At 40.4% G+C, this 26168-nt stretch carries 22 protein-coding genes; 11 read left to right on the top strand and 11 right to left on the bottom strand.

The annotated features are described in order from the left end of the window. Nucleotides 1–311: 311 nt before the first annotated feature. The gene (locus tag RMZ95_RS05025; RefSeq protein WP_322671726.1) at nt 312–2540 is read left to right on the top strand and encodes a polysaccharide biosynthesis tyrosine autokinase; all 2229 of its coding nucleotides are present in this window, start codon (nt 312–314) and stop codon (nt 2538–2540) included. Between the two features lie 263 nt (nt 2541–2803). On the opposite strand, the gene RMZ95_RS05020 is transcribed toward RMZ95_RS05025, so the two are convergent. The 5 genes from RMZ95_RS05020 to fabI form a co-directional block, all read right to left on the bottom strand. Then, nucleotides 2804–4189: a choice-of-anchor Q domain-containing protein gene (locus tag RMZ95_RS05020; RefSeq protein WP_322685416.1), complete on the bottom strand. Its 1386-nt coding sequence runs from the start codon at nt 4187–4189 to the stop codon at nt 2804–2806. 830 nt (nt 4190–5019) lie between these two features. Then, on the bottom strand, nt 5020–6489 hold the full coding sequence (locus RMZ95_RS05015) for an SLBB domain-containing protein (protein ID WP_322685417.1): 1470 nt from the start codon (nt 6487–6489) through the stop codon (nt 5020–5022). Between the two features lie 498 nt (nt 6490–6987). After that, on the bottom strand, nt 6988–7971 hold the full coding sequence (locus RMZ95_RS05010) for an ABC transporter ATP-binding protein (RefSeq protein WP_322685418.1): 984 nt from the start codon (nt 7969–7971) through the stop codon (nt 6988–6990). Nucleotides 7972–8468: 497 nt separating this feature from the next. Beyond that, on the bottom strand, nt 8469–9110 hold the full coding sequence (gene hisB, locus RMZ95_RS05005) for an imidazoleglycerol-phosphate dehydratase HisB (protein ID WP_322671730.1): 642 nt from the start codon (nt 9108–9110) through the stop codon (nt 8469–8471). Nucleotides 9111–9191: 81 nt separating this feature from the next. Next, entirely contained in the window at nt 9192–9968 is a 777-nt protein-coding gene (gene fabI / locus RMZ95_RS05000; RefSeq protein ID WP_322671731.1) for an enoyl-ACP reductase FabI, read from the bottom strand. 379 nt (nt 9969–10347) lie between these two features. Here fabI and ntcA point away from each other — a divergent pair, with 379 nt between their 5' ends. The 3 genes from ntcA to RMZ95_RS04985 all read left to right on the top strand — a co-directional run bounded on the left by ntcA (nt 10348) and on the right by RMZ95_RS04985 (nt 13254). Next, entirely contained in the window at nt 10348–11019 is a 672-nt protein-coding gene (gene ntcA / locus RMZ95_RS04995; protein WP_017652326.1) for a global nitrogen regulator NtcA, read from the top strand. A 168-nt stretch (nt 11020–11187) separates the two neighbouring features. Beyond that, a complete protein-coding gene (locus tag RMZ95_RS04990; protein WP_322686308.1) occupies nt 11188–12678 on the top strand; it encodes a DUF3084 domain-containing protein in 1491 nt (496 codons plus the stop codon). A gap of 123 nt (nt 12679–12801) precedes the next feature. Further along, the gene (locus tag RMZ95_RS04985) at nt 12802–13254 is read left to right on the top strand and encodes a resolvase (RefSeq protein WP_322686309.1); all 453 of its coding nucleotides are present in this window, start codon (nt 12802–12804) and stop codon (nt 13252–13254) included. Nucleotides 13255–13333: 79 nt separating this feature from the next. Here RMZ95_RS04985 and RMZ95_RS04980 read toward each other — a convergent pair whose 3' ends face one another. Continuing rightward, on the bottom strand, nt 13334–13597 hold the full coding sequence (locus RMZ95_RS04980) for a DUF3146 family protein (RefSeq protein WP_069070640.1): 264 nt from the start codon (nt 13595–13597) through the stop codon (nt 13334–13336). A 900-nt stretch (nt 13598–14497) separates the two neighbouring features. On the opposite strand from RMZ95_RS04980, the gene RMZ95_RS04975 reads away from it, so the two are divergent. From RMZ95_RS04975 to RMZ95_RS04950, 6 genes are all read left to right on the top strand, one after another. Beyond that, a complete protein-coding gene (locus RMZ95_RS04975; protein ID WP_104908368.1) occupies nt 14498–14698 on the top strand; it encodes a heavy-metal-associated domain-containing protein in 201 nt (66 codons plus the stop codon). A 421-nt stretch (nt 14699–15119) separates the two neighbouring features. Then, entirely contained in the window at nt 15120–15986 is an 867-nt protein-coding gene (locus tag RMZ95_RS04970) for an aldo/keto reductase (protein WP_322686310.1), read from the top strand. Nucleotides 15987–16157: 171 nt separating this feature from the next. Continuing rightward, entirely contained in the window at nt 16158–16697 is a 540-nt protein-coding gene (locus RMZ95_RS04965) for a GNAT family protein (RefSeq protein WP_322686311.1), read from the top strand. An 83-nt stretch (nt 16698–16780) separates the two neighbouring features. Beyond that, nucleotides 16781–16918 (top strand): hypothetical protein, encoded by a 138-nt coding sequence (locus RMZ95_RS04960; protein WP_322686312.1) that lies wholly within the window; start codon nt 16781–16783, stop codon nt 16916–16918. Between the two features lie 14 nt (nt 16919–16932). Beyond that, a complete protein-coding gene (locus tag RMZ95_RS04955) occupies nt 16933–17094 on the top strand; it encodes a hypothetical protein (protein WP_322686313.1) in 162 nt (53 codons plus the stop codon). A 21-nt stretch (nt 17095–17115) separates the two neighbouring features. Beyond that, the gene (locus RMZ95_RS04950) at nt 17116–17607 is read left to right on the top strand and encodes a hypothetical protein (protein ID WP_322686314.1); all 492 of its coding nucleotides are present in this window, start codon (nt 17116–17118) and stop codon (nt 17605–17607) included. Between the two features lie 44 nt (nt 17608–17651). Here the strand turns inward: RMZ95_RS04950 and RMZ95_RS04945 are convergent, their stop codons facing one another. Both RMZ95_RS04945 and RMZ95_RS04940 read right to left on the bottom strand, forming a co-directional pair. Beyond that, nucleotides 17652–18350, bottom strand: a complete 699-nt coding sequence (locus tag RMZ95_RS04945) for a Crp/Fnr family transcriptional regulator (RefSeq protein ID WP_322686315.1) — start codon at nt 18348–18350, stop codon at nt 17652–17654. A gap of 2 nt (nt 18351–18352) precedes the next feature. Next, the gene (locus RMZ95_RS04940) at nt 18353–19756 is read right to left on the bottom strand and encodes an amidase (RefSeq protein ID WP_322686316.1); all 1404 of its coding nucleotides are present in this window, start codon (nt 19754–19756) and stop codon (nt 18353–18355) included. Nucleotides 19757–19961: 205 nt separating this feature from the next. Here RMZ95_RS04940 and RMZ95_RS04935 point away from each other — a divergent pair, with 205 nt between their 5' ends. Then, complete coding sequence (locus RMZ95_RS04935) at nt 19962–21416, top strand: hypothetical protein (protein WP_322686317.1); 1455 nt, start codon at nt 19962–19964, stop codon at nt 21414–21416. Between the two features lie 137 nt (nt 21417–21553). Here RMZ95_RS04935 and map read toward each other — a convergent pair whose 3' ends face one another. The 3 genes from map to RMZ95_RS04920 form a co-directional block, all read right to left on the bottom strand. After that, the gene (map, locus tag RMZ95_RS04930) at nt 21554–22381 is read right to left on the bottom strand and encodes a type I methionyl aminopeptidase (protein WP_322686318.1); all 828 of its coding nucleotides are present in this window, start codon (nt 22379–22381) and stop codon (nt 21554–21556) included. A 220-nt stretch (nt 22382–22601) separates the two neighbouring features. Continuing rightward, entirely contained in the window at nt 22602–23126 is a 525-nt protein-coding gene (locus RMZ95_RS04925; RefSeq protein WP_322686319.1) for a plastocyanin/azurin family copper-binding protein, read from the bottom strand. A 103-nt stretch (nt 23127–23229) separates the two neighbouring features. Beyond that, entirely contained in the window at nt 23230–26091 is a 2862-nt protein-coding gene (locus RMZ95_RS04920; RefSeq protein ID WP_322686320.1) for a pitrilysin family protein, read from the bottom strand. Nucleotides 26092–26168 lie beyond the last annotated feature (77 nt).

The raw sequence follows: 26168 nt of genomic DNA, 5'->3' as shown, positions 1-26168 counted from the left end.
AACAAAGGTTTTGCTCAATAAAGGTACACACCACCGTTACACATTTCACTCAATGGGGACTAAATTTTTAACTTAAATATATACTACAATACATTTCATTTAAGCACTTCTTGCTTCTTTTATTTGCGCCTTTGGCGGTTCGTTAAAAAAAGGATTTCGATAAAGAGTTAAGCTTTAACTGAACCGTATTCGTCTATACTATGTTTTATATTGTAAAATTATACATAATCAGTATTGTCAATTGCACTGGTTTGTGACTGTTATAAGTCAATTTTGAGTTTCTTGCTTAAGACCTGTACTTTGGAAGATTTATGTCAGAAAAATCTATGGAATCTAGAGAATCTATTGATTTAGACCTTAATCGTTACTTATTGATATTGAAACGCTGGTGGTTGCCTGCTTTCAGTATATTTGTGGCGACAGTTATTCTGAGTGCCATATCTACACAATTTCTGAAGCCAGACTATGAAGCAGAAGGAAAACTGTTATTCAGGATTCCCAGTTTTAAAGTAGCAGGCAATAATCTTTACCCTGATACCTCTGAAGGAGGAGAAGCAGGAGATTTGAAACCATTGGTAGCAACTCAAAATCCCATAAGCAGTCAGATAGAAGTTATTTCTTCCCCAGCTTTATTACAACGGACAATAGACAAACTACAACTAAAAGACAACGAAGGTGAACCTTTGGAGGTGAAAGCACTACTAAAAGCCCTGAACCTAAAAATTGTTGGTGGGACAGATGTATTGCGTATTACTTATAAAAGTCACAATCCTGAAGAAGCAGCAGCAGTAGTCAACACAATTATGAGGTTTTATTTAGAAAATGATATTCTGACAAATCGCTCTGAGGCAGGAGCGACTCGTCAGTTTATGGCCAAGCAACTTCCTACAACTCAAGCTGCTGTTAATAATGCAGAAGTAGCGCTACGTATATTTAAACAAAAGCATCAGATTGCAGATTTATCAGAGGAAACAAGGTCAGCTGTTGCGACTATTGGAAATCTAGACAATGAGATGAATACTGTCAAGGCTCAACTGGATGAGGTAAATGCCCAAACCAATCAACTACGGCAGAAAGTAGAGCTAAATTCTCAAGAAGCGATCGCTGTGAGTGCCCTCAGTCAGTCACCAGCAGTACAGGGAATTCTTACACAACTCCAAGAGACCGATCGGCAGTTAGCGGTTGAGCGCAGCCGTTTTCTAGATGATAACCCAGTAATTATTAACCTAGAAGCAAAAAAAGCGAATTTAAAATCTCTCCTACAACAGCAAGTTGGTCAGACTGTTGGCAATCAAACACAAGTTCCCCAGAGCCTATTGCAGATTGGAGAACTCAGACAAAGCTTGATACAAAACTTTCTGCAATCAGAAATACAACGTTTTGGCTTAACTCAAAGACTCTCGTCACTATATAATTCTCGTGCCAGCTATGAACAGCGGGTGAAACTCATACCCCAGTTGGCTCAAAACCAGCGGGAGTTAGAACGGAAAGTTGAAGTTGCAGAATCGACCTATCAAACTCTATTGAAAAAGGTTCAAGAATTACAGTTAGTTGAAAATACAAATACCCCTAGTTCCCGAATTATTGCTCAGGCTTTAGTGCCTGAAGATCCTACATTAACCAAAAAAATAATTGTTTTGGTGCTAGGAGTCATGTTCGGTTTGTTTTTTGCTACCACAACTGTACTTTTTCTCGCGATGAGAGATAGATCTCTAAAAACACTTAAAGAAATTAGAGATGTATTTGGATATACTTTGCTAGGAATTGTTCCTTTGTCTGTTAAAAAGCTTCGTTCCCGTGATTCAAATGCAGAATCAACGTCTCAAACAGTTGCCGTCAGAGATACTCCCCACTCTTTAACGAGTGAAATGTACCGAATGATTCAAGCAAATCTGAAATTCTTAAGTTCAGATAAATTGCTTAAAACCATTGTGATAACTAGTGCAATTCCTAAAGAAGGCAAGTCTACAGTTTCAGCTAATTTGGCAGCAGCGATCGCTCAACTAGGACGTCAAGTTTTATTAATAGATGCAGATATGCGAGTTCCTTCTCAACATCATCTCTGGCAATTAACCAATGAAGTTGGTTTAAGTGAGGTTCTCGTAGGTCAGGCTGAATTTAACATTGCCGTATCTAAGGTAATGGACAACCTTGATGTTTTAACTGCTGGAGTTAGGCCTCCCAACCCACTTGCTTTGCTTGACTCAAAACGGATGGCATCACTCATTGATAGTTTCTCATCCCAGTACAAGTATGATTTTGTAATTATTGATGCTCCTCCACTGCTTTTGGCAGCCGATGCTTTGACTTTAAGCCAAATGACTGATGGTATTTTGTTAGTAGCCCGACCCGGAGTAATTGATTCCAACAGTGCTAATGCTGCTCAAGAGATATTAGAGAGATCCAATTACAACGTTCTAGGTTTAGTAGTCAATGGAGTCATTGATAAAAATGAATCTAGTAGTTATCGATATCATTCTCACGAATACTTTAACCCAAGAGAGTTGAAAAAAGAGCTTAAGGGACTGGCGAAGAAATAAAGCTTCTAAAAAATTATTTTAGGAGTTACATCAAGTCCGGATAAATATTTATTAATAAAGACTGACGTAAAGACGCCAGAAGTTTTAAATAATAAGTAATTAACCGGACTAAGAATTATTTATATAGCGCTCCTAGATCGGATAAGATATATCTTCACTGTTTTGCTTCGTGGCTGTTGCTGGCCTTCTTGAATTGAGTTGTAGACAAAAGCTATATATCAATAAAAACTTTATCCTACAACCCAATGCCATACTTTTAACTACTACCGATTTTCGTATGCTCCTCTATCAGGTGCAGAACCGGACACACGAGGATTGCCTAGAAAATCAGTTTTCAAACTACTCCACTTTAAGCCACTATTAATTGCCGGACTTGTTGATTTCAATCTAAAGTCACGAGCCGAGGCATTAACAAACTGTGGATCTGCAATCATATCGTTAGGCCCTGTAATCTTGATTGTCGAATTATTACGATAAACATTGTAGTTATAACTGACGTTGACATTTTTCATATTGCTATTCGCAACATTACCAGGGGAAGGATACATAATGTTATTGAAAATTTTGACATCAGACGAATAACCCGCATAAATTTCGCCTTTTCCCTTTTTTTTAACTTCTGGACTTTGCTGATTCAAATATGCCGTGTTGTTGATAATATCGATATGCTGACTATCATGGGAATGAATACCTGAACCGCCATTATTGTAGGTGAGATTGTTTGCAATTAAAATCCGTCCTCTATATCCTTTTGAAACATCAACAATAATACCATTACCGTCTGAAATCGTTCCGGAACCAATCCAAGGAACGTACATTCGATTATTGTAGCTTCTGTTATTGGTCACAAATATCTTGTATCCCTGCTTGTTGTCAGAACTCCAATTATTAAGCAGGGAAATGCCACTGCAACCATGAACTGTGTACCAAGCGTTATTGAAAACAGTGTTATTATCCACTTTCACATAATCAGCTTGGATTGCTGAGATACCTGCTCCTCCACAATCATGCACTTTGTTGTTTAGAATATTTATATGATGAGAACGGCCTTTGTTTCCTCCATCAATGCTTATGCAATTTCCGCTAGTAAGCTGATTTGATGTGTTATATTTCTGACTTAACGCATAATTACGGGTGATATTAGCATTGTTCCCTATAACCTCCAGCTCGTTAATCTCGATGTATGAAGCTCCATTTGAAATCGAGATACCATTCCACGTATTGTGCTGAATTTTTGGAAAATGCCCAGGATATGCTTTATATTTAATCCATGCATTTGCAGTTCCAGAACGTTTAATACTTAGTACAGCACCGTTTTTGGGCCCATTTTTGTATTGCCCGTTCATAATAAGTACCGTGTCGCCAGGATTAGTCAGGTTTGCTGCCCTTTGAAGTGTTCTAAAAGCGGATGAGGTAGAAAGTCCGCTATTTCTGTCGTTTCCGTTACCACTAACATAGTATGTTGTCCCAGTTGAAATACCACTGATCAACTTGCGGTTAGGTAGTGGTGTTTCCTGAATAGTGGATGGCTGAGGAACATCTTTAAAGAAAGACTCTGTTATTCTCTGCCCTTGAACCAGACCTGTTAATGCCCAGGGAAGTACAAGAGATGCGCTCAAACTGAGAAAACCGAAACCATGAATCATCATAGGGAAAAAATAGGGTATGTTGCAAAAACTCAATCGTTAACGGTTAGTAACTCTAGCCTTAGTTAATAACCCAGTATTGGATACGGTCGTATCACTGCCACTTGTAAGTTTATACACGGTTTTATAGGTTTAAACCTGCGCATTTTCGCGTAAATATGGCTGAACCACCTTTTGAGCTTGTGTTCCAAAAAATTGCAAACATCTGATAAAGTCACTGAATCAAAAATATCAGTATCCAGAGTTACCCTATTCATGAACACCAAGCAACCGTACAAATGGCGTCATTTCCAATTCGACATCATTCTACTGTGTATACGCGGTATCTGTGGTTAAAATAGTATATCTGTCATCAATTAGTTGATTTACTTAAATAATTCTTATGATAATAAGAATCACTGAATGACTAAAAATCAGTGATGAACTAGTATTTACGAAATCTGCTTTCTAAAAGATTCTCATTATCATAAGAAATCCGAGTACCTACAATAAAGATTTCAAAAGCCTATCAATGCACATTATGAATTTACAGTGAGAGTTTTAAAGTTTACAGTATTTTTTTATAGGTAATATTACTTAAAATTATTATAATGACGGATATATAAAAGTGGTCAGATAGCTTAGAACATTGGCAAATCAGAAGAGAGCGGCTGTCAGAGTATTTATAGCAGACTTGTATTAACAAGTATCACAGCATTTAGAAAACGCAAGTTGGAAGAAGCAATGTCTTGTGAAGCGTTTGTTATGTGTAACTTGCTTTTGATTAAAGGATAGTGCAATTTTAGGGACGAAGAGGGTTGGCTAACGTCCCCAATTTGCATCTATCTTTTAAACTAAAGTCCGAATAAGTTCAAAAGATTAAAGATAACACCTAGAGGTCCAGTTATGGTGTTGACGGTATCGCCAGTCTTAGCTGAACCAGATCGGTTGACTACTACAACGTCATTATTGCGGAGTATGGGATTAGTTTGCTCATTAATCCCAGCCGAGAAATCCACTTTTACTATACGTTTAGTGACAGAACCATTAGGGTTGAGGCGAATTAAATCAACAGCACTACTACTAGCTCTGGCATCATTAAATCCGCCAGCAGCGAGTATAGCTTGATTTAAAGAACTATTTGGTTGAACGTCTGTTAGACCTGGTTTTTTAACTTCGCCTACCACACCAACCTGAATCCGTGTAGGAGACAAAGTAGTCGTAGCTAATTGAGTCGCTTCTGCGGGGTTAATTTCAGTTGCCGTCGGAATAACAATTGTATCTCCGTCTTGCACAATGATGTCTTGATTGGCATCACCACTCTGTAACAGTTGCCAAAGATTAATATCTATAGATTGTTCTGAGCCAGTTCTTGTAGGTCGGCGTAGCTTGAGATTACGCACATCAGCTTGTGCTGTAATCCCGCCAGCTAATTGAATTACTCGTGTCACATTTGGTAAACCAGTGGGACTAGCAGTGCCACTGTTAGGGGTTGCGCCCACTTGGCTATCTGTATTACCTGGGGTGACAAGATACGAACCAGGACGGTTAACTTCACCAATAATTGTTACTGTGCGGGGTGTGGTTTGACTGGCGGCAAAGTTGGATGCAAATATATTGCGAGATTCTGCGACGTTGAAGTTGGTTGCTGTTGGCACAACTATAGTGTCTCCATCCCGCAAGGTAATATCCTGCGATAACTTGCCTGTTTGAATGAGTTCTTTCAAATTGAGGGTGACAGATTGCTCTGAAGAACGTCCTATTCTACGCCGTAATTGAACTTGAGTCACATCCGCAGCTAAAGTCACCCCCTGCGCTGTTGTTAATGCGGCTAATACAGTGGGGTATTGTACGCCTGGATTGTTCCCGGCGCCTCCGCTCAAGTTTAGAGTGTAAGCTCCAGGACGTGTCACCTCTCCAGCAACAAAAATATTGATGGGACGAGGAGACAAGAGATTGACTGAGATTAAGGGGCGTTTGAGGAAGCGAGCATATCTTCTAGCTATTTCGTCAGAAGCTTGTTCAGTTGTTAGCCCTAATACCGATACACTGCCAATTAAAGGTAGGTTGATTGCTCCACCGGGGGGAATTTGGTATTCACCTGTATATTCAGGTACTTCAAATACATTTACACGGATGAGATCGCCGCCTCCTAATGAATAATTAGTATCTAATTGTGTTTGTGTAATTGGTGGTTGTGTTGTTGGTGGTAATGGTTGTCCCTGAGCTAGACTGGCAGATGACACAGCGGCATTGACAGCAGTTAACAAAGCCATACCTACAGCTGGCTGAATTAGGAATTTAGACAAACTTTTGTTAAGCATATTTACTTGAGACTCTGAAACTACAATCAATAAAGTACTGTCTAAACATTTTTATTTTGACTATACCTAAGTATTCATGTTCCCCGACACTCTTATTTTCCTAGAAAAGTGTGATTTTCCGGAGGAAATTTGTTTATTGAAGTTAAATTTTTAGTGAAGTTAGCTTAAATTTAATGTTGCTTGAATAGAGTAATATCAAAAAACATAAGATTTACGCCAATAAACCCAGTTTCTACAATAAATTATCTGTTAGCTAACAATCAAGTAGTCACGAATAAATTTTTATTGTCAGAGTTAATTTGATGACATTTAAAATCTGCGATGAGTAGTAAAGGACTACTAAAATTAGGAACGAGTTCATTAAATAAATATAAATAACCTTGAAAAGATGTCGGAATTTTATTTTTTGTGGATTGCGTTGGCAAAGAGAACTCAAAAAGGCAGAATTTTGGGTTTTGTTCTTCAAGCCAGTAGACAATTTACTACTTAGCAACAAGACTAATTCAAGGGGTTGTTTTTTCTTTGGATCTGTTGAATAAAAAATTCTTCTAAGGATTGGCGTGACAAGTTAATGGCGATAATTTTACCTTCCATAAGACGAAGACTGGCAAGAAAATCATAGTAACCGTCTTGTAGTGTACCGTGCCAGGAACCATCAGGCTCAAATATGAGAGTGGGTATCCATTTTTTGAGAATTTCCCAGTCACCACCTTGACCTTTTACTTGATATATGTGATTTATGCCTAAGAGTTCATTGAGCGAACCAGAGCAAATTAGTTCACCTTGAGCGAGGATGGCAATGCGATCGCAAATCTGTTCTACTTCACTAAGAACGTGGCTGTTGAAAAAAATCGTCTTACCAGCAGCTTTGAGCGCCAGAATAATTTCTCGCATTTGGTAGCGTCCCACCGGATCGAGACCAGACATTGGTTCATCTAGAAAAACCAAATCTGGTTCGTTAATTAGCGCCTGTGCCATACCAACACGCTGGAGCATTCCTTTGGAATAGCGGCGCAAAAGCTTTTTACGGGCATCAGCTTGGGATAAACCCACTAATTCCAATAGTTGGGGAATGCGCTGGCGTTGGACACTTTGGGGAATTTGGAATAACCCAGCAGCAAGCTGTAAAAACTCCCAACCAGTGAGATAGTCATACAAATAGGGATTTTCTGGCAGATAGCCAATATGTTGCTTAACACTGCGATCGCCTATTGGCTTATCCAATAATAATCCCCGTCCAGAGGTAGGATGAATAATTCCCAGCAATAATTTTAAAAGGGTGGTTTTACCAGCGCCATTAGGCCCCAACAGCCCAAAGGTTTCGCCTTTGTAAACCGTTAAAGAACAGTTTTTGAGAGATACGACTTTTTGATTTAGCCAAAAACCAGTGCGATAGGCTTTTCGCAACTCAGAAGTTAGGACTACTGGCGGAGTGTCTGTCGTATTAAGTTGAGAATTAGGGTCATCTGCAACAGACTTCATCTCGGTTAAATCACTATTTATCAGCTTGGTATTAATTAAAAATTACCCAGTAGGCTGATAATAACCATCACAAACGAGTGTGTCAATTAGCTCAAACTGGTGAGTGGGGATTGGGAAGACAAGGGTAGATTTTTCCCAATGCCGAATACAACTCTTGAAGAGGCTGCGCCCGAAGCGTAGCTATGCCGCAGGCTTTACGACTACGCGCTAGTTGAGCGCAGTCGAAACTCAGTACAAGTGCCCAATGCCCAATGCCGCATGGCACGCTTGTTAACGGCAAACCTATTATTCGTAAGGCTTTTGGGTGTGGGGTGTGGGGTGTGGGGTGTAGTGAGCAAGAAGTTCATTGATGTTCGCACGAGGATTGTACTTTTCTTACTTTTTCCCTACACCCTACACCCTACCCCCAACACCCAGCCCTAGCAGGGGTTTTATCTTTTCTTAGTGCCATTCGCCCAATGCTCAATGCCTAATCCCAATATTCAATTTGACTCCTGTCATAGAACTCCCTTAGAACTGGGAATAAAGCCAGCACGTCGGGGGTCAATTTCTACCGCCTGCCGTGTTGCTCTTGCAAAGGCTTTAAATGTCGCTTCAATAATGTGATGGGAATTAATACCATCCAGTTGCCGAATGTGCAGTGTCATTTGGCTATGGTTCACCAAAGCCACAAAAAATTCTCGCACCAGTTGGGTGTCATATGTTCCTACCCTCTGAGTAGGAATTTGCAAGCCGTAGCTGAGGTGAGGCCGTCCAGAAAAGTCTAGCGCTACCTGAACTAAGGCTTCATCCAGTGGTGCAAGAAAATTACCAAAGCGGACAATGCCTTTTCTGTCGCCTAGTGCTTGGTTGAAAGCTTGCCCTAAAGTAATGCCTACATCTTCGTTGGTGTGATGGTCATCAATTTCCCAGTCTCCCTTGGCTTGGACATCTATATCAATCAGCCCGTGGGAGGCAATTTGATGCAACATATGATCCAAAAACGGAATGCCTGTTCCTGCTGTGCAAGTTCCTCTACCATCCAGGTTGATGGTAACTTGCACATCAGTTTCACCAGTAGTGCGGTGAACAGTGGCAATCCGAGAAGTTTCAGTTAGGCGATCGTAGTTTGAATTAACTTGGCGATTGGTTGTTTGCATGGGGAGTGAAAAGAGTTAGGAGTTAGAAGTTAGGAGTTAAAAATTCATAACTCATAACTCCTAACTCCTAACTTTATCGCGTCACATTCCCATAATTTCATATCCTGCATCTACATATAGAATTTGTCCGGTAATCCCACTGGACAAATCACTACACAAGAAAGCCGCAGCGTTGCCTACTTCTAGCTGAGTGACGGTGCGTCGTAGGGGAGCTACTTCTTCTACATGATGAATCATATCCAAAATTCCACCCACTGCTGAAGATGCCAATGTACGGATGGGGCCTGCGGAGATGGCATTCACGCGGATATTTTGCGGCCCTAGTTCAGCAGCCAGGTAACGCACACTCATTTCTAAACCCGCTTTAGCAATTCCCATAACGTTGTAGTTGGGGATTGCCCTAACACCACCTAAATATGTCAGGGTGACGATACTACCTCCCTCTGTCATCAAAGGTTTCGCTGCACCACTTAATTGCACTAATGAGTAAGTACTAATTTCTAAGGCGGTGTTGAAGCCAGAACGAGAGGTTTGGCTAAAATCTCCACTTAAATCGTCTTTGCTGGCAAAAGCCAGACAATGGATGAGGATATCTAGCTTTCCCCACTGTTCGCGAATTGTCTCAAAGGTAGATTTAATTTGGTCTTCATCTTGGACATTACAGGGAAGAAATAAGCTGGGGTTAAGAGGTTCTACCAACTCCGCGACTTTTTTCTCCATCTTGCCGCGTTCATCCGGCAGGTAAGTAATACCCAGGTTTGCTCCAGCTTTGTGCAGTTGTTGGGCGATGCCCCAAGCGATCGAGCGGTTATTGGCAATACCTGTAACAAGGGCATTTTTTCCAGTCAGATTTAGCATATAAATTGTTAATGCGATCGATCATTAGGAGCATACTAGAATCTGAGGCACGTTTTGTCTTTGTTTTATACAGGCTTGACAAAAATGAATATTGCTAAGGGTGTTTGCTGTGACAAAAACCTTGATTTTTTATAAAGATATTCTCAAGATATCTTTATTTGTTCTTCAAAAAACCTTTTGAATATAGCTATTGGAAGTACTTATCAACAATTAGTAGCTGAAAGGATCAACAATTATGTATCATTATAAACAAAGAGTTATGAAGAGATTAGTTGGAGTATAGGAAAGTACAGAAAGGTTGACGGTGCTTTATTCATTTTTCGGGTGTATTCTTAGGTAATCAGTTTTTGTTTTTCCGGCATTGGGTAGGGGAAGGGAGATGATCGTGACACAAGATAAAGCCCTAGCAAATGTTTTTCGTCAGATGGCGACCGGGGCGTTTCCGCCAGTTGTGGAAACGTTTGAACGCAATAAAACGATCTTTTTTCCTGGCGATCCTGCCGAACGAGTTTATTTTCTTTTGAAAGGTGCTGTTAAACTTTCCAGGGTGTACGAGGCAGGAGAGGAAATAACGGTAGCGTTGCTGCGGGAAAATAGTGTTTTTGGTGTATTGTCATTGCTGACAGGAAATAAGTCGGATCGGTTTTACCATGCGGTTGCATTTACGCCTGCGGAATTACTGTCAGCACCAATTGAACAAGTGGAACAAGCACTCAAGGAAAATCCAGAATTATCAATGTTAATGCTGCGAGGTCTGTCTTCGCGCATTTTACAAACAGAGATGATGATTGAAACTCTTGCTCACCGAGATATGGGTTCTAGGTTGGTGAGTTTTTTGTTAATTCTTTGTCGGGATTTTGGCGTTCCTTGTGCAGATGGGATCACAATTGATTTGAAATTATCTCATCAAGCGATCGCAGAGGCAATTGGTTCAACTCGTGTTACCGTTACTAGGCTACTGGGAGATTTGCGTGAGAAAAAAATGATTTCTATCCACAAAAAGAAGATTACTGTGCATAAACCTGTTACCTTAAGTAGACAGTTCACATAAAAACAATTGGAGAAAGGGGAATCGGCGCGTGTTCTATTTTGAAAAATGACACTAATAGCTAGAGGTAAATCTAAAATTGAATAATTTCAGCTATTGCCAATTTCCACTTCTTTCCAGACAATGCTTAAAAGTAGTAGGCTGTATCAGGAAGGATTTCGGTAGCTAAAGATGACCACCGGATACATCCTCATCGCAGCAATTTTGATTCTGGGAGGCGTAATTGCCACCGTGGGCGATCGCATCGGCACACGAGTTGGCAAAGCCCGCCTCTCACTTTTTAAGCTTCGTCCAAAAAACACCGCCGTACTAGTAACAATTTTTACTGGTGGTTTGATTTCAGCATCAACGTTAGGGATTTTATTCGCTGCCGACGAAGGTTTGCGAAAAGGAGTCTTTGAGTTAGAAGATATTCAAACAGACCTCAGACAGAAGCGGGAACAGCTAAAAACCGCAGAAACGCAGAAAAGTCAGGTAGAGAGCGAGCTAAACCAAGCAAGAATTGCTCAAGCAAAAGCACAACAAGACTTGCAGGCAATTAATCAATCCTTGCAGGCGGCAAATGCCAAACAGAGGGAAACGCAAGCCCAGTTGAATCGCACTATTAGTCAACAAGCTCAAACTCAAACTCAACTCCAACGCACTCAAGGCCAGCTAGGACAAGTTGTAACTCAGTACCAAAAAGCCATAGCTGAGTTGCAAAGCGTTTCCAATCAGAGAAAACAGCTACAGGCGGCAGTTGAACTCTTGAAGACAGAACGACAACGACTGTATGCAGAAGCGAAAAAAGCCATTGACGAAGCCAAAACAGCAATTGAAAAACGCGATCGCGAACTTGCTAACCGTCAAGAAGCCATAGAAGCGCGCGATCAAAAAATTGCTCAACTGGATCAACTGATTCAAAAGCGTAACGTAGAAGTTGCAGCACGAGAGCAAGTGATTGCCAAACGGGAATCGCGCCTCAAAGAATTGGAAGCACAACAGGAGGAACTAGAACAGGAAGTTGCCAGACTGGAAAAATATTATCAGTCCTACCGCGACCTGCGTTTGGGTAAGCTGGCTTTAGTTCGCGGTCAAGTTCTGTCTGCTGCTGTAATTCGTGTTACTCAACCTGCCGCTGCTCGTCAGGCAGTGGTACAACTTTTACAAGAAGCCAATCGCAACGCCAACCTCGAATTAAGCGAACCTGGTGCAAATTCGGCAAACTTAGAGCTGTTGCGCGTGACCCAGGATCGGGTCGATCAATTAAGCAAGCAAATTGGCGATGGTAAAGAATACGTCGTGCGAATTTTTTCTGCTGGTAATTACGTCAGGGGAGAAAAGCAGATCGAATTTTTTGCGGATACAGCCCAGAATCAACTGGTTTTTTCGGGAGGCACGGTGTTAGCCACGACTACTGCTGATTCCCAAACCATGACATCTTATCAGTTACAGCAGCGGCTAGAAATACTGATTTCTGCTTCCCAATTTCGTGCCCGTAATGCCGGAATTGTCGAAAATGTGCAAGTAGAGGGGACTTTTCTGCGCTTTGTCAGCCAATTAAGACAGTATAATCAACTTTTGGAGATCAAAGCGATCGCAGCAGAGGATACTTATACAGCCGGGCCATTGAGAGTAAAATTGGTAGCAATAGTTAACGGAAAAATTATTTTTAGTACTTAAAAAATTATTTGCACACTGTTATTAGTAAGATTTAAACATATTGAACAGCAGTCAAAATAATTGCTGTAGCTGCATTTTTTATTTAGCAGATACTATGCGAACATTTTTAATTTTTAATTAATTATGAATTTCCGTGAATTTTCACCAATGCAACCAGTCATTTTGGGGTTCGATCCAGGTCGAGATAAGTGTGGTTTAGGGGTGATGGGACTGGATCGGCAACTGTATTATCATCAAGTTGTGTTAGCAAAAGAGGCGATCGCTAGCATTGAGACACTGCGCCAAAGGTTTCCGATCTCTTTGATGGTCATGGGCGACCAAACTACAGCCAAACAGTGGAGACAGAGATTATATCAAGAATTGACAGAACCGTTGAGTATTATTTTAGTAGATGAGCGCTACACAACCTTAGAAGCACGCGATCGCTATTGGCAAATGTTCCCGCCCAAAGGGCTAATCAAGCTATTGCCACAGGGTCTACGACAGCCTCCAAGACCCATAGATGACATTGTTGCCATCCTTTTAATCGAAAGATACTTAAATCGCCTCACTGAATCAGCAACCAGCCAATTTTAGATTTTAGACTTCGGCGTGAGCGCTCAGTCGAACACTTTTTTTTTCAATCCAGAATCCAAAATTGAATAACTCCAAACTTTTAAAGTTCCGCCCGAATCGTAAAAGCATAGTCTCCTCCAGGCTCTAGCTGGTAATCTTGTTGCTCTAAGAATCGACCCAGAGGTTCTTTGATTAAGGCGCGACCTTGGGAAGGCTTGACGGCAAGTTCTCCCCGACGAAAATGCCACTGGAAATGCCACTCAAACTCACCCGCACTCACTTCACCTTCAAGGAAGCCGTGTTGCCAGGATTGGCGGGTAATTCTGACATGGGCAATGGTTTCTGGCAGACGTTTTGCACTCACAATGCTTTATGTCAAGTGTGGAATAACAGCCGATGATCTAGGCTACTTATTTTATTTACCAAACATATCTCAATTAGACAAACTGACAAAGTGGGTATTTGTAGTTAACTAGGTTGTGTTTATGAGTAAGATGACTTCAGCATCCTGGAGTTGCGCCACCGATAGCGTAAGCAAACTAGGCGTAGCCTCTCCTAGAGAAGCGTTAGCGAGTTTTACTTCGAGGGTCATAGTTCGTCATAGATATTGGAAAATAAATCAAACGAGAAATGCTAATTTTTTCGTTGCTTCTAGCGATCGCATTTCAACTACTGGTACATTTCAGGAATCGTTCCCACTCGCAATGTGAAGCAGTCTCTAGCGTAAATACCCAAATTAAGCAGTGTCTAACACTCGTATCATAATTATGTCGCTGAAAGTTTTTGTTGGGAACCCACAATATATTTATGCCGCAAGATAGCTGTTTTTTGAATCTATATGTACTTCAAATGTTGGGCAAAAGTATCTGAAGCATACAATAAATTAAAAACTACAGATAAAAAGATTTTGTGAATTACGCATAGACTCTTATACGATTGGGTAGTCTTACTAAAATAACTATCTCTAACACCAATGCCTAAAAAAGTAGGGAGAATGTCTTGTGGAGTCCTCATCACAAACTAAAAAAGGCTTTTTAAAAGTTAGCGGTTTCTAAGTGGATTTTCATAAATAACTTTATACATTTTAGCATTTAATTTAGTTTGACTGCTTCAATAGTTTGTCAAAAACGATTTAGGTAGAACTATTAGTTATTACTATTTATGTGATGCTCAATTCCCTAACTCAAGTAAGATGTGCCCTCACTCTCAAAATCGATATTATATTTATTAAATGTAAATTTCAGTTTACGTAATGAGGTAAGTAATGGCAATTAAATTGAAAGTTCCCGATATTAAAGGTGATGAGTGCGCTAAGAAAATAACTAAATCTATTCTGACTATGGAATCTGATGCCAAAGTAGATGTGAACGTTGATACTAAAACCGTAACTGTAGATGCTGCAGCTTCTGAAGAATCAATTAAACAGATGGTTCAATCTGCTGGTTATACTATAGAGGGCTATTAATTAAATTTCTAAATTTCCTAATAAATTTAGAGGAAATAATTTAGCCAGCACAATTACTTAACAATATTTACGTCCGTTTGACGGGCGTAAATGTTAATATATTACTTTACTCGATCGCAACTATTCCTACTCTGACAGCATGGCAAACGGCTATAAATATTGGTAAGCATCAATAATAATTAATTTCACTAAGACCCAATCAAAGATGACTTTTAGAAAATGAAATTAAAAATTTCATGTCAATCATCTTTATTAAGTATAAGTTAGAGTAAATCGTCGTTTATCTGTCAAATAATGTGGTATGTCACACATAGCAGAAAGAAGAATTACATTCACTTATCCTCAAGTCTAAGTACTAGGGAGGATTTCTGATGAATAACTAACTGATAGATAATTGGGGCAGAAAGCTATAGCTAAAAGCATGGAAACCAAACAGCTAGGAAAAATTGGTATCTTTGTAAGTGCGATTGGTTTGGGTGGTATGCCGATGTCAATTGCTAATCGTCCTCCTGAATCGGAATCAATCCAAGTTATCCATCGGGCTTTGGATTTGGGTATTACATTTATTGACACAGCCGATTCTTACTGCAAAGATGAGTCAGATAAGCACCACAATGAGCAGCTAATTCACAAAGCACTTAGTAGTTACAAAGGCGATGTTAGCCAAGTGATTGTAGCAACTAAGGGCGGGTTGATGCGTCCCAATGGCAACTGGACAAGCAACGGCAACCCAGAACATTTGCGCCAAACAATTCGAGCCAGTTTTGAGGCTTTGGGCAGTGCTAAACCCATCGATGTTTGGCAATACCATTCTCCCGATCCTAATTACACCATTGAAGAATCTCTTACGCCAGTTAAAGAAGCAGTAGAGGCTGGTTTGATTCGGTTTGTAGGAGTTTCTAACTTTTCCGTTGAACAAATTAAGCGGGCGCGGGATATCGTCGATATTGTTTCGGTGCAAAATCAATACAGCCCTTGGCAGCGACAGCCAGAAAATGACGGCGTATTAGAATATTGCGAACAGCAGGGATTGACCTTTTTACCTTGGAGTCCCTTTGGTGGTAGGCGTCGCCATCAGGATTTGCAAGATATTTCTGCGATCGCTAAATTAGCTAAAGAAAAAGGCGTGTCGGTGTATAATATCGTTCTAGCGTGGTTGCGTTCCAAATCGGCCGTTATTTTGCCTATTCCTGGTGCTAGCAAGGTTTCCAGCATTGAAGACTCAACGCGTGCTATCAACGTGAAATTATCTGACGAAGAAGTGCAAAAAATCGATCGGGCAACTTAATTATTTGGCGTTGCTAATTCAATGTATAAATCTGGATGTAAAGACGTTGCCATGTAAGGTTTTTACAAAAATTTTGAAATTGCTCAAAATCATTTTTATACCTGAATTCAGCAACGCCAATTCTTCCACTGGCTAACATAAATATGGTAGAACTTGCCTATAAAAAAAGACATGATATTAGAAACACACCGCTTGCTAATGCGTGACTTTGTAGAGACAGATTGGCAGGCGGTTTTTGCCTATCAATCCGATCCTTTGTACTTGCGTTATAACTACTGGACACAACGCACACAGAACGATGTTTGCGAGTTTATCCAGATGTTTATCAATCAGCAAAAAGAGCAACCTCGGACTAAGTTTCAGTTAGCTGTTGTCCTCAAAGAAGAAAATCGGCTGATTGGCAATTGTGGTATCCGTGTAAACGATCCAGAAATGCGGGAAGCAAATATCGGCTATGAACTAAATACTCAATATTGGGGACAAGGTTATGCAACGGAAGCAGCACAGGCAATTTTAAAGTTCGGCTTTGAAGAATTGAGAATGCATCGTATCTGGTCTTGGTGTGTTGCAGAGAATGTTGCTTCTGTAAAGGTATTAGAAAAAATTAGTATGCGTCGTGAAGGTTATCTGCGGGAAAAAGAGTTAATCAAAGGCAGATGGTACGACAACTTTCTTTACGCGATCCTTGAGCATGAGTGGCAAGCAAACTAATATTGCTTCTATGAGCTACCTCAGAGACAATATCATAAATTGCTGAGAAATTAAGGGTAAGACAAGTTCAGAGGGTCACAGACATGACCAACACTATCCTCAATTTCCAAACAGCTACCGGACACGAAGTATTAGCAGCAGAGGGTAAAAAATATCTCCGTCCTGGTGGACGAATAGCCACCAAAAAATTATTTCAGTGGGCAAACTTTCAGCCTAGATAAACAGTTTTATAGCTGTGATTGAAGGCAGAGGTTTACTCACTTTAACTAGAGAAGAAATTGTACTTGAACCTGGTGTTTTCATGTCGATGCTTGCTAATGCACCTCATACCTTAAAAGCTGAAGAAAATCTAACATTTCTGCTCACACTTTCTGAGAAAGTCACAGATAAAAATTAGTTAATTTTGGAATTTAAAAAAATGAAATCGCTACTTTTAACTTTTGCTGAAAAATTAAGTTTATCTGAAACTCAATTGAAAGAAATACTATTACAACCTTTAACTGAAGTTCTCAATTCACCTGGATTGCAACAAGAATTAAACAGCTTAGATACCAGTTTACTTAAGGAAACTTTACCCACAGCAGGAGGAGTTTTAGCTAAGGAATTACCACCTTTTTACAACTGGCTAAAAAATGAGTTGGGAGTCAAGCGGGTTCCTGATAGTCCCGATCACACAACAACATGGGTAATTGGTTTTCTCCATAATCAAGAAAGTCTAACTCATTTAGTTGAGTTGCACCGTCCACTACCTCGTCCGGCTTTAGAAGCTTCTATTCCCCGCTTGATAGGTATGTTTGAAGATGTCGAAGACGCGCAAGTTCGGCAAGAATGGCAAAAAGCGATCGCAGCTCTATGTCTAGTTTTAGTTGTGGCTGCACGCGAACAAGATAGAGCAGCTGTAGCAGTCTGAATTGCTGTCTCCCGCGTGTAGTGGCGCACAGATGTGCGTCCCGACTAATCTATATCTCCAGATGCGATCGCATCTAATTTCTCAGTATCAAGTATAGTAATTGTCCCACCACGATGATAGACAATTACTGACTTGAGACTTTTAATTAATCGCACGCATTCTTCGTAAGTAATGCCGCTACTTCGAGCCATCCGATAATAAGATAATTTAACTTTTAAACACTCGCCTTGTGAAGTAGATTCAGTTCCTGATTCAGCAGCAAAATATTGAATTAATCTCGCAAGGCGAACAATCGCTCTTTCAGAAACTAATCCGTGGACTGTTTGATGTAATTGCTGAATCCGACTGTTAAAAACCATCAGCATTCGTAAGGCGATTTCAGGATTTTCGCCAATAGCTTTTAATAAAGCATCTCGCTCTACAGTGAGGATTTCACAATCAGATTCAGCAGTGACAGTTGCCGGAGAAATTCCATTTCCCAACAAAGCAGGAGCCGCAAAAATTTCTCCAGCAGCTAAGGCACGAAGAATTGTTTCTTTCCCCGTTGTTGCTGTTTTAGTAACTTGAATCGATCCATTGACAACAGCGTAGAGTTTTGCTGGTAAACGATCGCCTTCATGGAGAATAATCTCTCCTTTGCGATAGCCTTGTACCTGAGTGTAAGCTTGTAAACCGATCTTCTCTACCGTTTTTAAACCCGCAAACACGATAATTTGTGAAAGTTGTTCCAGGGACGCTTGCACGATCAGCCTGATATTGCCCAGGCTGGACGATGATGAATCCAAGGATTAGCCGCTTCTAATTGTGCTGCTAGGCTGATGATTGTGGCTTCAGCGGCAGGTTTACCAATTAGCTGTACACTGATGGGTAAACCTTGATTATCAAAGCTGACAGGAATGGCGATCGCAGGTTGTCCAGTTGCATTCGCAGGCGGACAAGGAGCAACCCACTCAATAATATTTTGGAATGTTTCTTCTGGACTGAGCGAAGCCCATTCCCCAACGCGGATAGGTGAATGTAGATAAACTGGCAATACCAGCACATCCACGGTATCGAAAAACGCCACAATTTGACGTGCTACTATCTGCATTTGAGAAACTGCTTGCAGGTATTCTCCAACGGAACCTGTACGTGCAAATAGCCAGCGATTTAATGGCTGCAAAGCTTCAGCAGGAAGTCCCGATGCGGCTACCCCAGCTTGCCAAACGATTTGAAATGGTTCAACTAAACTACTAAAATCTGGGGATTTTTGTTCAACGTGGTGGCCGAGTTGTTCTAACAACTGGACTGTTTCGCGAACACCTTGCTGACAGTTAACGTCAGCTTCTCCCAAAGGAGAAATACTAGTGTCAAAGGCAATTCGCAAAGCACCGAGTTTTGTCTGAGTAGCGGCGAGAAATGATGGTTCGGGATCTGGCAACCAGTAAGGATCGCCTGTCATGTAACCAGATATGGCATCCAAAAGGGCAGCAGCATCAGCAACAGTGCGGGCGATCGGCCCGTTGACGGCAATTCCAGCGAGGCGTTCGCCTACGGGTGCTTTACTCACTCTGCCTCTGGATGGTTTAAGTCCCACTAAACCACAACAAGCCGCAGGCCCGCGAATTGAACCACCGCCATCAGAACCTTGAGCGATCGCACACAGTCCCGCCGCTACCGCCGCCGCCGCGCCACCACTGGAACCGCCAGGGGTGTATTCTAAATTCCACGGATTTCTCGCTGGGGGAAAACCCATAGGTTCACTGTAGGGAAAAGAACCTAATTCGGAAGTGGCTGTTTTACCAAGAATAGTAAATCCAGCTTGCTTAATCCGCGTTACAACCCCATCATCATAGTTAGGGATATTGTTCAGTAATGCCGGATTTCCATAAGTACAGGTAACACCTGCTACAGCATTGAGGTCTTTAATAGAAATCGGCACGCCAAAAAATGGCGGTAGTTCTGAGGTAGTTGTTAATAATTCTGTTTTGGCTTTGGCATCTGCGATCGCTAACTCTGACGTCACCGTAAAATAACTTCCTAATTGGGGATTTAATTGCCCAATCCTTTCTAAATATATTTCTACCAACTCTAGCGGTGATATTTCCCGGCGACGAATTAATTGCGCCAACTCTAGTGCTGGGGTAAATGCTAAATCAACTTCATTCATAGGTTAGTGAATGGGTAATTTTGTCTTTCTCTGGGATTTTTAAACTGAAATTGTTACTTTAGCAGGATTTCCGGGAACTATAAATTTTATAGCTCCTAAGATTTTTGACTTATTTAGGATGCTCAGATGCAATAAACGTGGTTGTATTACTCAAGCTATTTTAATTGTTCTGCATAAACTTTCGACAAATCCCCAAGGGGTATTTATGGCTAACCTAGAAATACTTGTTAGTAAATTGCCAACACTAATTCAAAATTTAAAACTGACTATTGGTGATTCTAATCAAATTATGGAACAAATTATCCTAATCAATAATGCTCAGGAACAGCTACGGAGTATTAAAAAAATAATCGCTCAGGAATTGAGATTCGAGCGCACTAAGAATTCTGCGATCGCTACACTTCCTCCATTGAGCGCAGCAGCTACTTTATTTATACCTAATTTTGGATTAGCCGAGCCAGCGATCGCAGAAAAGTTTGGAAACTCAGAAACTAAAATTTCATTAACTGATTTACAATCAAAAATTGATGATTGGATTGAATGGGGTTATTTTTTACAAGCGATAGCTGCTGATATTCTTAGTGACATTCAATTAGTAAATCAACTAAATTCTGATATTTTTAATTTAAGTATATCTAATGAATTTCAAACCTTGAATAACAGCTTACAAATTGACTTAGCCTTGGCTAAATCTAATATTTTAAAACATCAAATTGAAAAAATTGGCGATTCTCAAACACAACTCTTACAGTTACAGCAAAAATTAAATTATATTTTTGATACTATTAAAAATAGTCGTAGCTTATTAAATATTTTATTAGGTGTCTCAGCTTTTTATGGTAAATCTGGTTTCGCTTTAGAGTGGTTAGACGATGACCACGAATTAATTATATCGAGTGAGGGAAAATTTCAAGAATTGACAGATATTCTCAATGATTGTGATTTTTTCCAAGAACAAATTGCTGCTTTAATTATTAGGGGTAATACTTTAACTCAACAGGGAGAACAAGCCCTGAAAAACATTGAACAGGAAAGTAGTAGAGAAACAACTAGTAGCCAGGAAGTAGGAATATTAACAAAGTTTTCAACACCAAAAATAATACGTTCAGCTTTGATTATCGCTTCAAGTTTATTAATCTTAACTTTTGCTGGTTTGAAAATTAGAGAACAAAGTCTAAGTTTAACTCAAGAAGGAAGTGCGATCGTTAACTTTAAATCTGCTCAAAAACTTGGTATGGAGGCTGCTTCTCTAGTTCAAAAGCCACCGCATACTCTAAAAGTCTGGCAAGAAGCAGAAACTAAATGGTATCATGCAATAATTTTATTAGATAACATTCCTGCTAAAACATCAGTTTATGACCGCGCAAAAAAGAAATTAGCTTACTATCAAATTAACTATAAATCTATTAGTCAAAGAGTACTAATTGAAAAGAAAGCTGTAGGAAACTTAGAATTAGCCCACAAGTTAGCAACAGAAGCTAATTTAGTTGTTAAAAATTCACCTCATTCACGACTAAGTCGGCAGCAAGCACAAAATAAATGGCGGCAAGCAATTAATTTGTTAGAAGCTATTCCAGAAAGTACGTCTGTCTTTGTGCAAGCTAAAGAGATGCTTTCTATTTACAAAACTAATTATGCAGGGACTAATCAGCAGTCCTAAATCATTTATGAAAAATTAGATAGGATTGCTATAGCAGTTATTGAATATTTTACAAATTGGGTTAAACAAATAAAGAGATAAATCGCCCTCTTTTGACGCTTTACCTCTCTCAACAACAGATAATTACAACTAAACAATTACAGCTTAAAACGGTCAGTTAAAATCTCATAACCAGTCTCCGTTACCAAAACTGTATGCTCAAATTGAGCCGACAAAGAATTATCCATAGTGACTGCTGTCCAACGGTCAGATAATGTTCGTGTGTGTCTGGAACCCGCGTTTAAAATTGGCTCAATTGCCAGCGTCATCCCTGCCCGGAGTTTAACATTTGGCATCTCACGAGTACGGTAGTTGAATACTGAAGGTTCTTCATGCAGGTTACGACCGACACCGTGTCCAGTAAATTCTTCAACTATACTAAAGCCGTTAGATTTCACATGATCTTCAATTGCTCCAGCTAAGTCAAGTAGGTATACACCAGCCTTTACTTGTTCAATGCCTTTATATAAAGCTTCTTCTGCTACGCGAATTAATTTAGCAGCTTCTTGCGTCACTTCACCGACAGCAATTGAAATGCAAGAATCACCATGAAAGCCTTGGTAATAAGCACCCGTATCTACTTTTAATACATCCCCGACGCGAATCACTTTTTTGGGGCTAGGAATGCCATGTACTGCTTCATTATTAATACTGGAACAGATAGAACCCGGAAAACCGTGATATCCTTTAAAACTCGGTGTTGCACCCATTTCGCGGATGCGTTTTTCTGCATAAGCATCCAAATCAGCTGTTGTCATTCCTGGCTTTACTAGCTCGGAAATTTCTTTGAGGACCGTTGCGACAATTGCCGATGATTGCCGCATGATTTCTATTTCACGCGGCGATTTAATTTCAATTCCTCGGCGCTGTTTTTTCGCAGGTGCAGGCTGAGTCGCTTGAGAAAGTAAGTTACTGAAAATGTTCATGGGAAATTAATAATTACTGGTGGCTGTGACGCTGAAGTATGAATGCTTTCTCTAGATTAATTGAGAAATAATATCTATAATTTAACACTATGGGAGTTAGTACAGTTTAGTCTAAAATTGTGGTGAATTGAGGTTTCAAATTTAAACGCAAAGGGGCGCAAAGTTAAGCGCAAAGGTACGCAGAGAATTTCATGAAATGTTGTATTTATCTCAATTATTTTTAATTTTTGATGGCAATTTCTCCAATCATACCCGCTTCTGTATGTCCTGGTATTGTACAACGTAAGCCATAAGTACCAGATTTCAAGGGCACAAATACCCATTCGGCTTCAGCACTGGGTTTGAGTTCCAGTTCGTGAATGGCTCCTTTGATTTCTACTTTGCCTGCTTCAACTTTTTGTGTCCAGATGCCATCGGCAAAATCTTTAGCGGTAAAATAGTGCTTCAGTTGGCTGGGATTATTAAGCCGTAGTTGATAACGTTTACCAACCTCAAATTCCAAATGATTTGGCTCAAATTTGAGGTCGTTAGCCGCATTACCCAAGCTAACTGTAAATTCTTTGGCTGGTTGCTTGAGCAAATCAAAAGACTTATTCGCCGCCATTGCTGGAGTAGCAGCGATGAAATTTAGAGCTAGAAGTAACGTTAATATCACGTAGTTACACCGTAATATTTGTACCCAAGTATGAATTGTGAAAGTAAGGGATTTAATTACAATTTCGTAAAAATAGTTATAAATTTTCATCACTAATTCTCAAAAGGCAATGCTGATGAGCAATAACAATTAATAGGGAACGGGGAAAACCACTTTACCTATTCTTTATATTATCCATGCTCAGTGCCTATTTCTACCTAATACTTTTCTCTGCTAACACAGATGGCCCAGCAGTAACGACTACGATTTGATCTGGGTGGAGTAACTCACGAGCCGCTTGGTTAACTTGGGCAAGAGTAACTTTCTGGATTTTATCAGTGAAGGAGTGTAATTCTACTTTATCTAGTCCATACACCTCATTCATCAGAATTCTATCTGTTAATTCCTCTGGCTTTGCTAGGGAAACGTTGTAGTTGCTGATAAGGGTGTGTTTAGCTGTTTCAACTTCCAGTGCCGTGACACCTTGTTGATGGATTTGTTGTAGTATTTGACGGGTACTAGCGATCGCTTTACTGCTATCTTCAGGACTAGTCTGCATCTCAATCAAAAATGTCCCTACATTCTTAAGAGCTTGGAAGGAGCTATAAATTCCATAGCTCAAACCTTGGCGATCGCGCACTTCTGCACCTAGTCTACTAGATAAGGTATCACCTCCCAATATCTGGTTTAATACTAAGGCTGCATGAAACCGAGGATCGTAACGGTTAATGCCTGTGTAACCCATATAAGTTACAGCTTGGGCTTTATCTGGTAAAACTGGGTTGACACTGACAATTTTCTGCGGCATTGCCACCGGGGGATATTTTAATGTGGGTGCTTGGCCGCTAACTTCCCAGTCTCCCAACTTATTTTTAATCAGCGATCGCACTTTGTCTAGATCGAAATCTCCCACCAGCGCTAGTACTGTTGTATCTGGACGATAATGTTTAGCTTTGAAATCAATCACATCCTGGCGCTGAATCTGCTGTAAACTCTCCTCTGTCGGGAAGGTATGTAAGGGGTGTTTTTTCGGATAAATTGACTGAACAAATACTCTTCTGGCTACTTCTGATGGCTCATCTAATTCCTGTTGCAAATCAGTTAAAGTTTGTTGGCGATGCAGTTCTAACTCTTTGCTGGGAAAGGTACTATTTTTCACAACATCTGCTAATATCTCTAGGAGTATTGGCAAATCATCTGCTAAACTATCACCTTCGATATGCACGCCTTCGCGGTAGGTTTGAAAGTCTAGACTTGCGCCTCGTTCTCCTAAGACTTTAGCAATAGTTAAAACATCTTTGCTCTTAGTACCATTTAGCAAATTATCTGCCACAAAAGCAGCCAATCCAGCTTTATTCTCTGGATCGAATTCCGTCCCAGCTTGAATATAACCGCTCAAGGTAACGGTGGGAGTACTCCGATCTGGTAACAGTAATAACCGCAATCCATTAGTCAATTTAAATTCCTGGGGTAAGACTTGGGCAATCGCATCTGTAGCCAAATCCACAGGCGGTAAGTACTTTATCACCTCAGAAAAAAGCACGGGTACGCCAGGAGAGAAGTTTTCTGTAGTTTGGGCTGAGTCTGCTTTGTCAGCAACTTCTGTTATCCGCTTCTGAGTTGGTTCAAAAAAGCCAACTGTCCGCGCTTCTTTTGTCAGGTATTTGTTAATCACAGCAACGACATCCGTCGGCTTCACCAGACGAACAGCTGCCAAATAGCGGTCTGTGTAGCGATAATCACCAACAGTTGTCTCATCAGTCCCCAATCGGATTGCTTGAGAGGTGATATCACGGTTACTCAAAATTACATCTGCTGCTAATTGAGTTTTGGCTCGTTCTACTTCCTCAGATGTCACACCTTTTTCTGCTACATTAGCGATCGCACTACTCAACATTGAGTCAATTTTTTTCAAATCTTGTTTAGCTCCAGCCGTTACCAACAACTCATACCAGCCAGATTCTTGCAAACTGGTAACGGATGCTGTAAGTTCACTAGCTAAACCTGATTCCACCAATGCCTGATAAAGTCTAGAATTCCGTCCCTCTGTCAAGATGTAATCCATCACATCCAGCGCCGGCACATCCGGTTGATTTGCATCCGGTAACGGATACACAGCTTGTAACAGCCGCCCTGCTCCTGGTTCTCGCAATACGATGGGAGTGCTGAGTGAGGTAGATGGGGTAAAAGTATTTTTACTGCTAACTTCTAACTCCTCACTCCTAACTCCTAGCTCCTCACTCCTAACTTTTTTTGGTAATTTACCAAACACTTCTTTAATTGTTTCGAGAGCATTTGCAGTTTGAAAATCTCCAACAATCACTAAGACGGCATTATCGGGACTGTAAAAATTGCGGTAATATTTTTCTACCTGCTCAACTTCAAATTTCTCGACATCAGCTTTGGTGCCACCTACAGGCAACCCATAAGCATGATTGGGAAACACCGCTTGCATAACGGCGCGGTTGAGGCGATATTCTGGACTATTTTCGTAACCCTGTAACTCGGAAATTACTACCCGCTTTTCACTGGCTAATTGCTCCGGCTCAATCTGGGAATTTCGCATTCTGTCTGCTTCCAGCACCAAGAGCGCTTTCAGCTTGTTTCGTTCCACAGTACCGTAATATGCAGTTTGATCGTAGCTGGTGAAAGCATTAGAATCACTACCTAAAGCACTAAACAAACGTCCAAATTGAATTGGACGGTTTTTTGTACCTTTAAACATCATGTGTTCTAGCTGGTGGGCAATGCCATTCACGCCTGGTTCTTCGTTACGCGAGCCAACCTTGTACCACACTTGCACCGTCACCACTGGCGCAGTATGCACTTCCTTTGTCAGGACAGTTAGACCATTCTCTAGTACTGTCTTGCGGACATTTTCTGTCAGTGTTGAGGGCATTATTCTTTTTGCTAGCAAGGTTGACTGATATTTTTCTTTGTTAGTAAATATAACTGGATGTTGGCTATGAGCAGGTCGATCGCTCAACAAAAAAACAGCTACTAGCCATAAACTTAAAAGTAATATCGGCAAGGGATATTTATAAAATTTAGAATAAAATTTGGAAAATCCATACATGTATTTAGCAGATTTATCTGTAAATTAAGTTACATAGTTATTTTTAAGAATGACTACACTCTAATCTGACGAAAAAA

It is taken from the genome of Nostoc sp. DedQUE07 (assembly GCF_034530975.2).
In the GTDB taxonomy this organism is placed as follows: Bacteria; Cyanobacteriota; Cyanobacteriia; order Cyanobacteriales; family Nostocaceae; genus Nostoc.
This window is presented reverse-complemented; position numbering and strand designations above follow the sequence as displayed.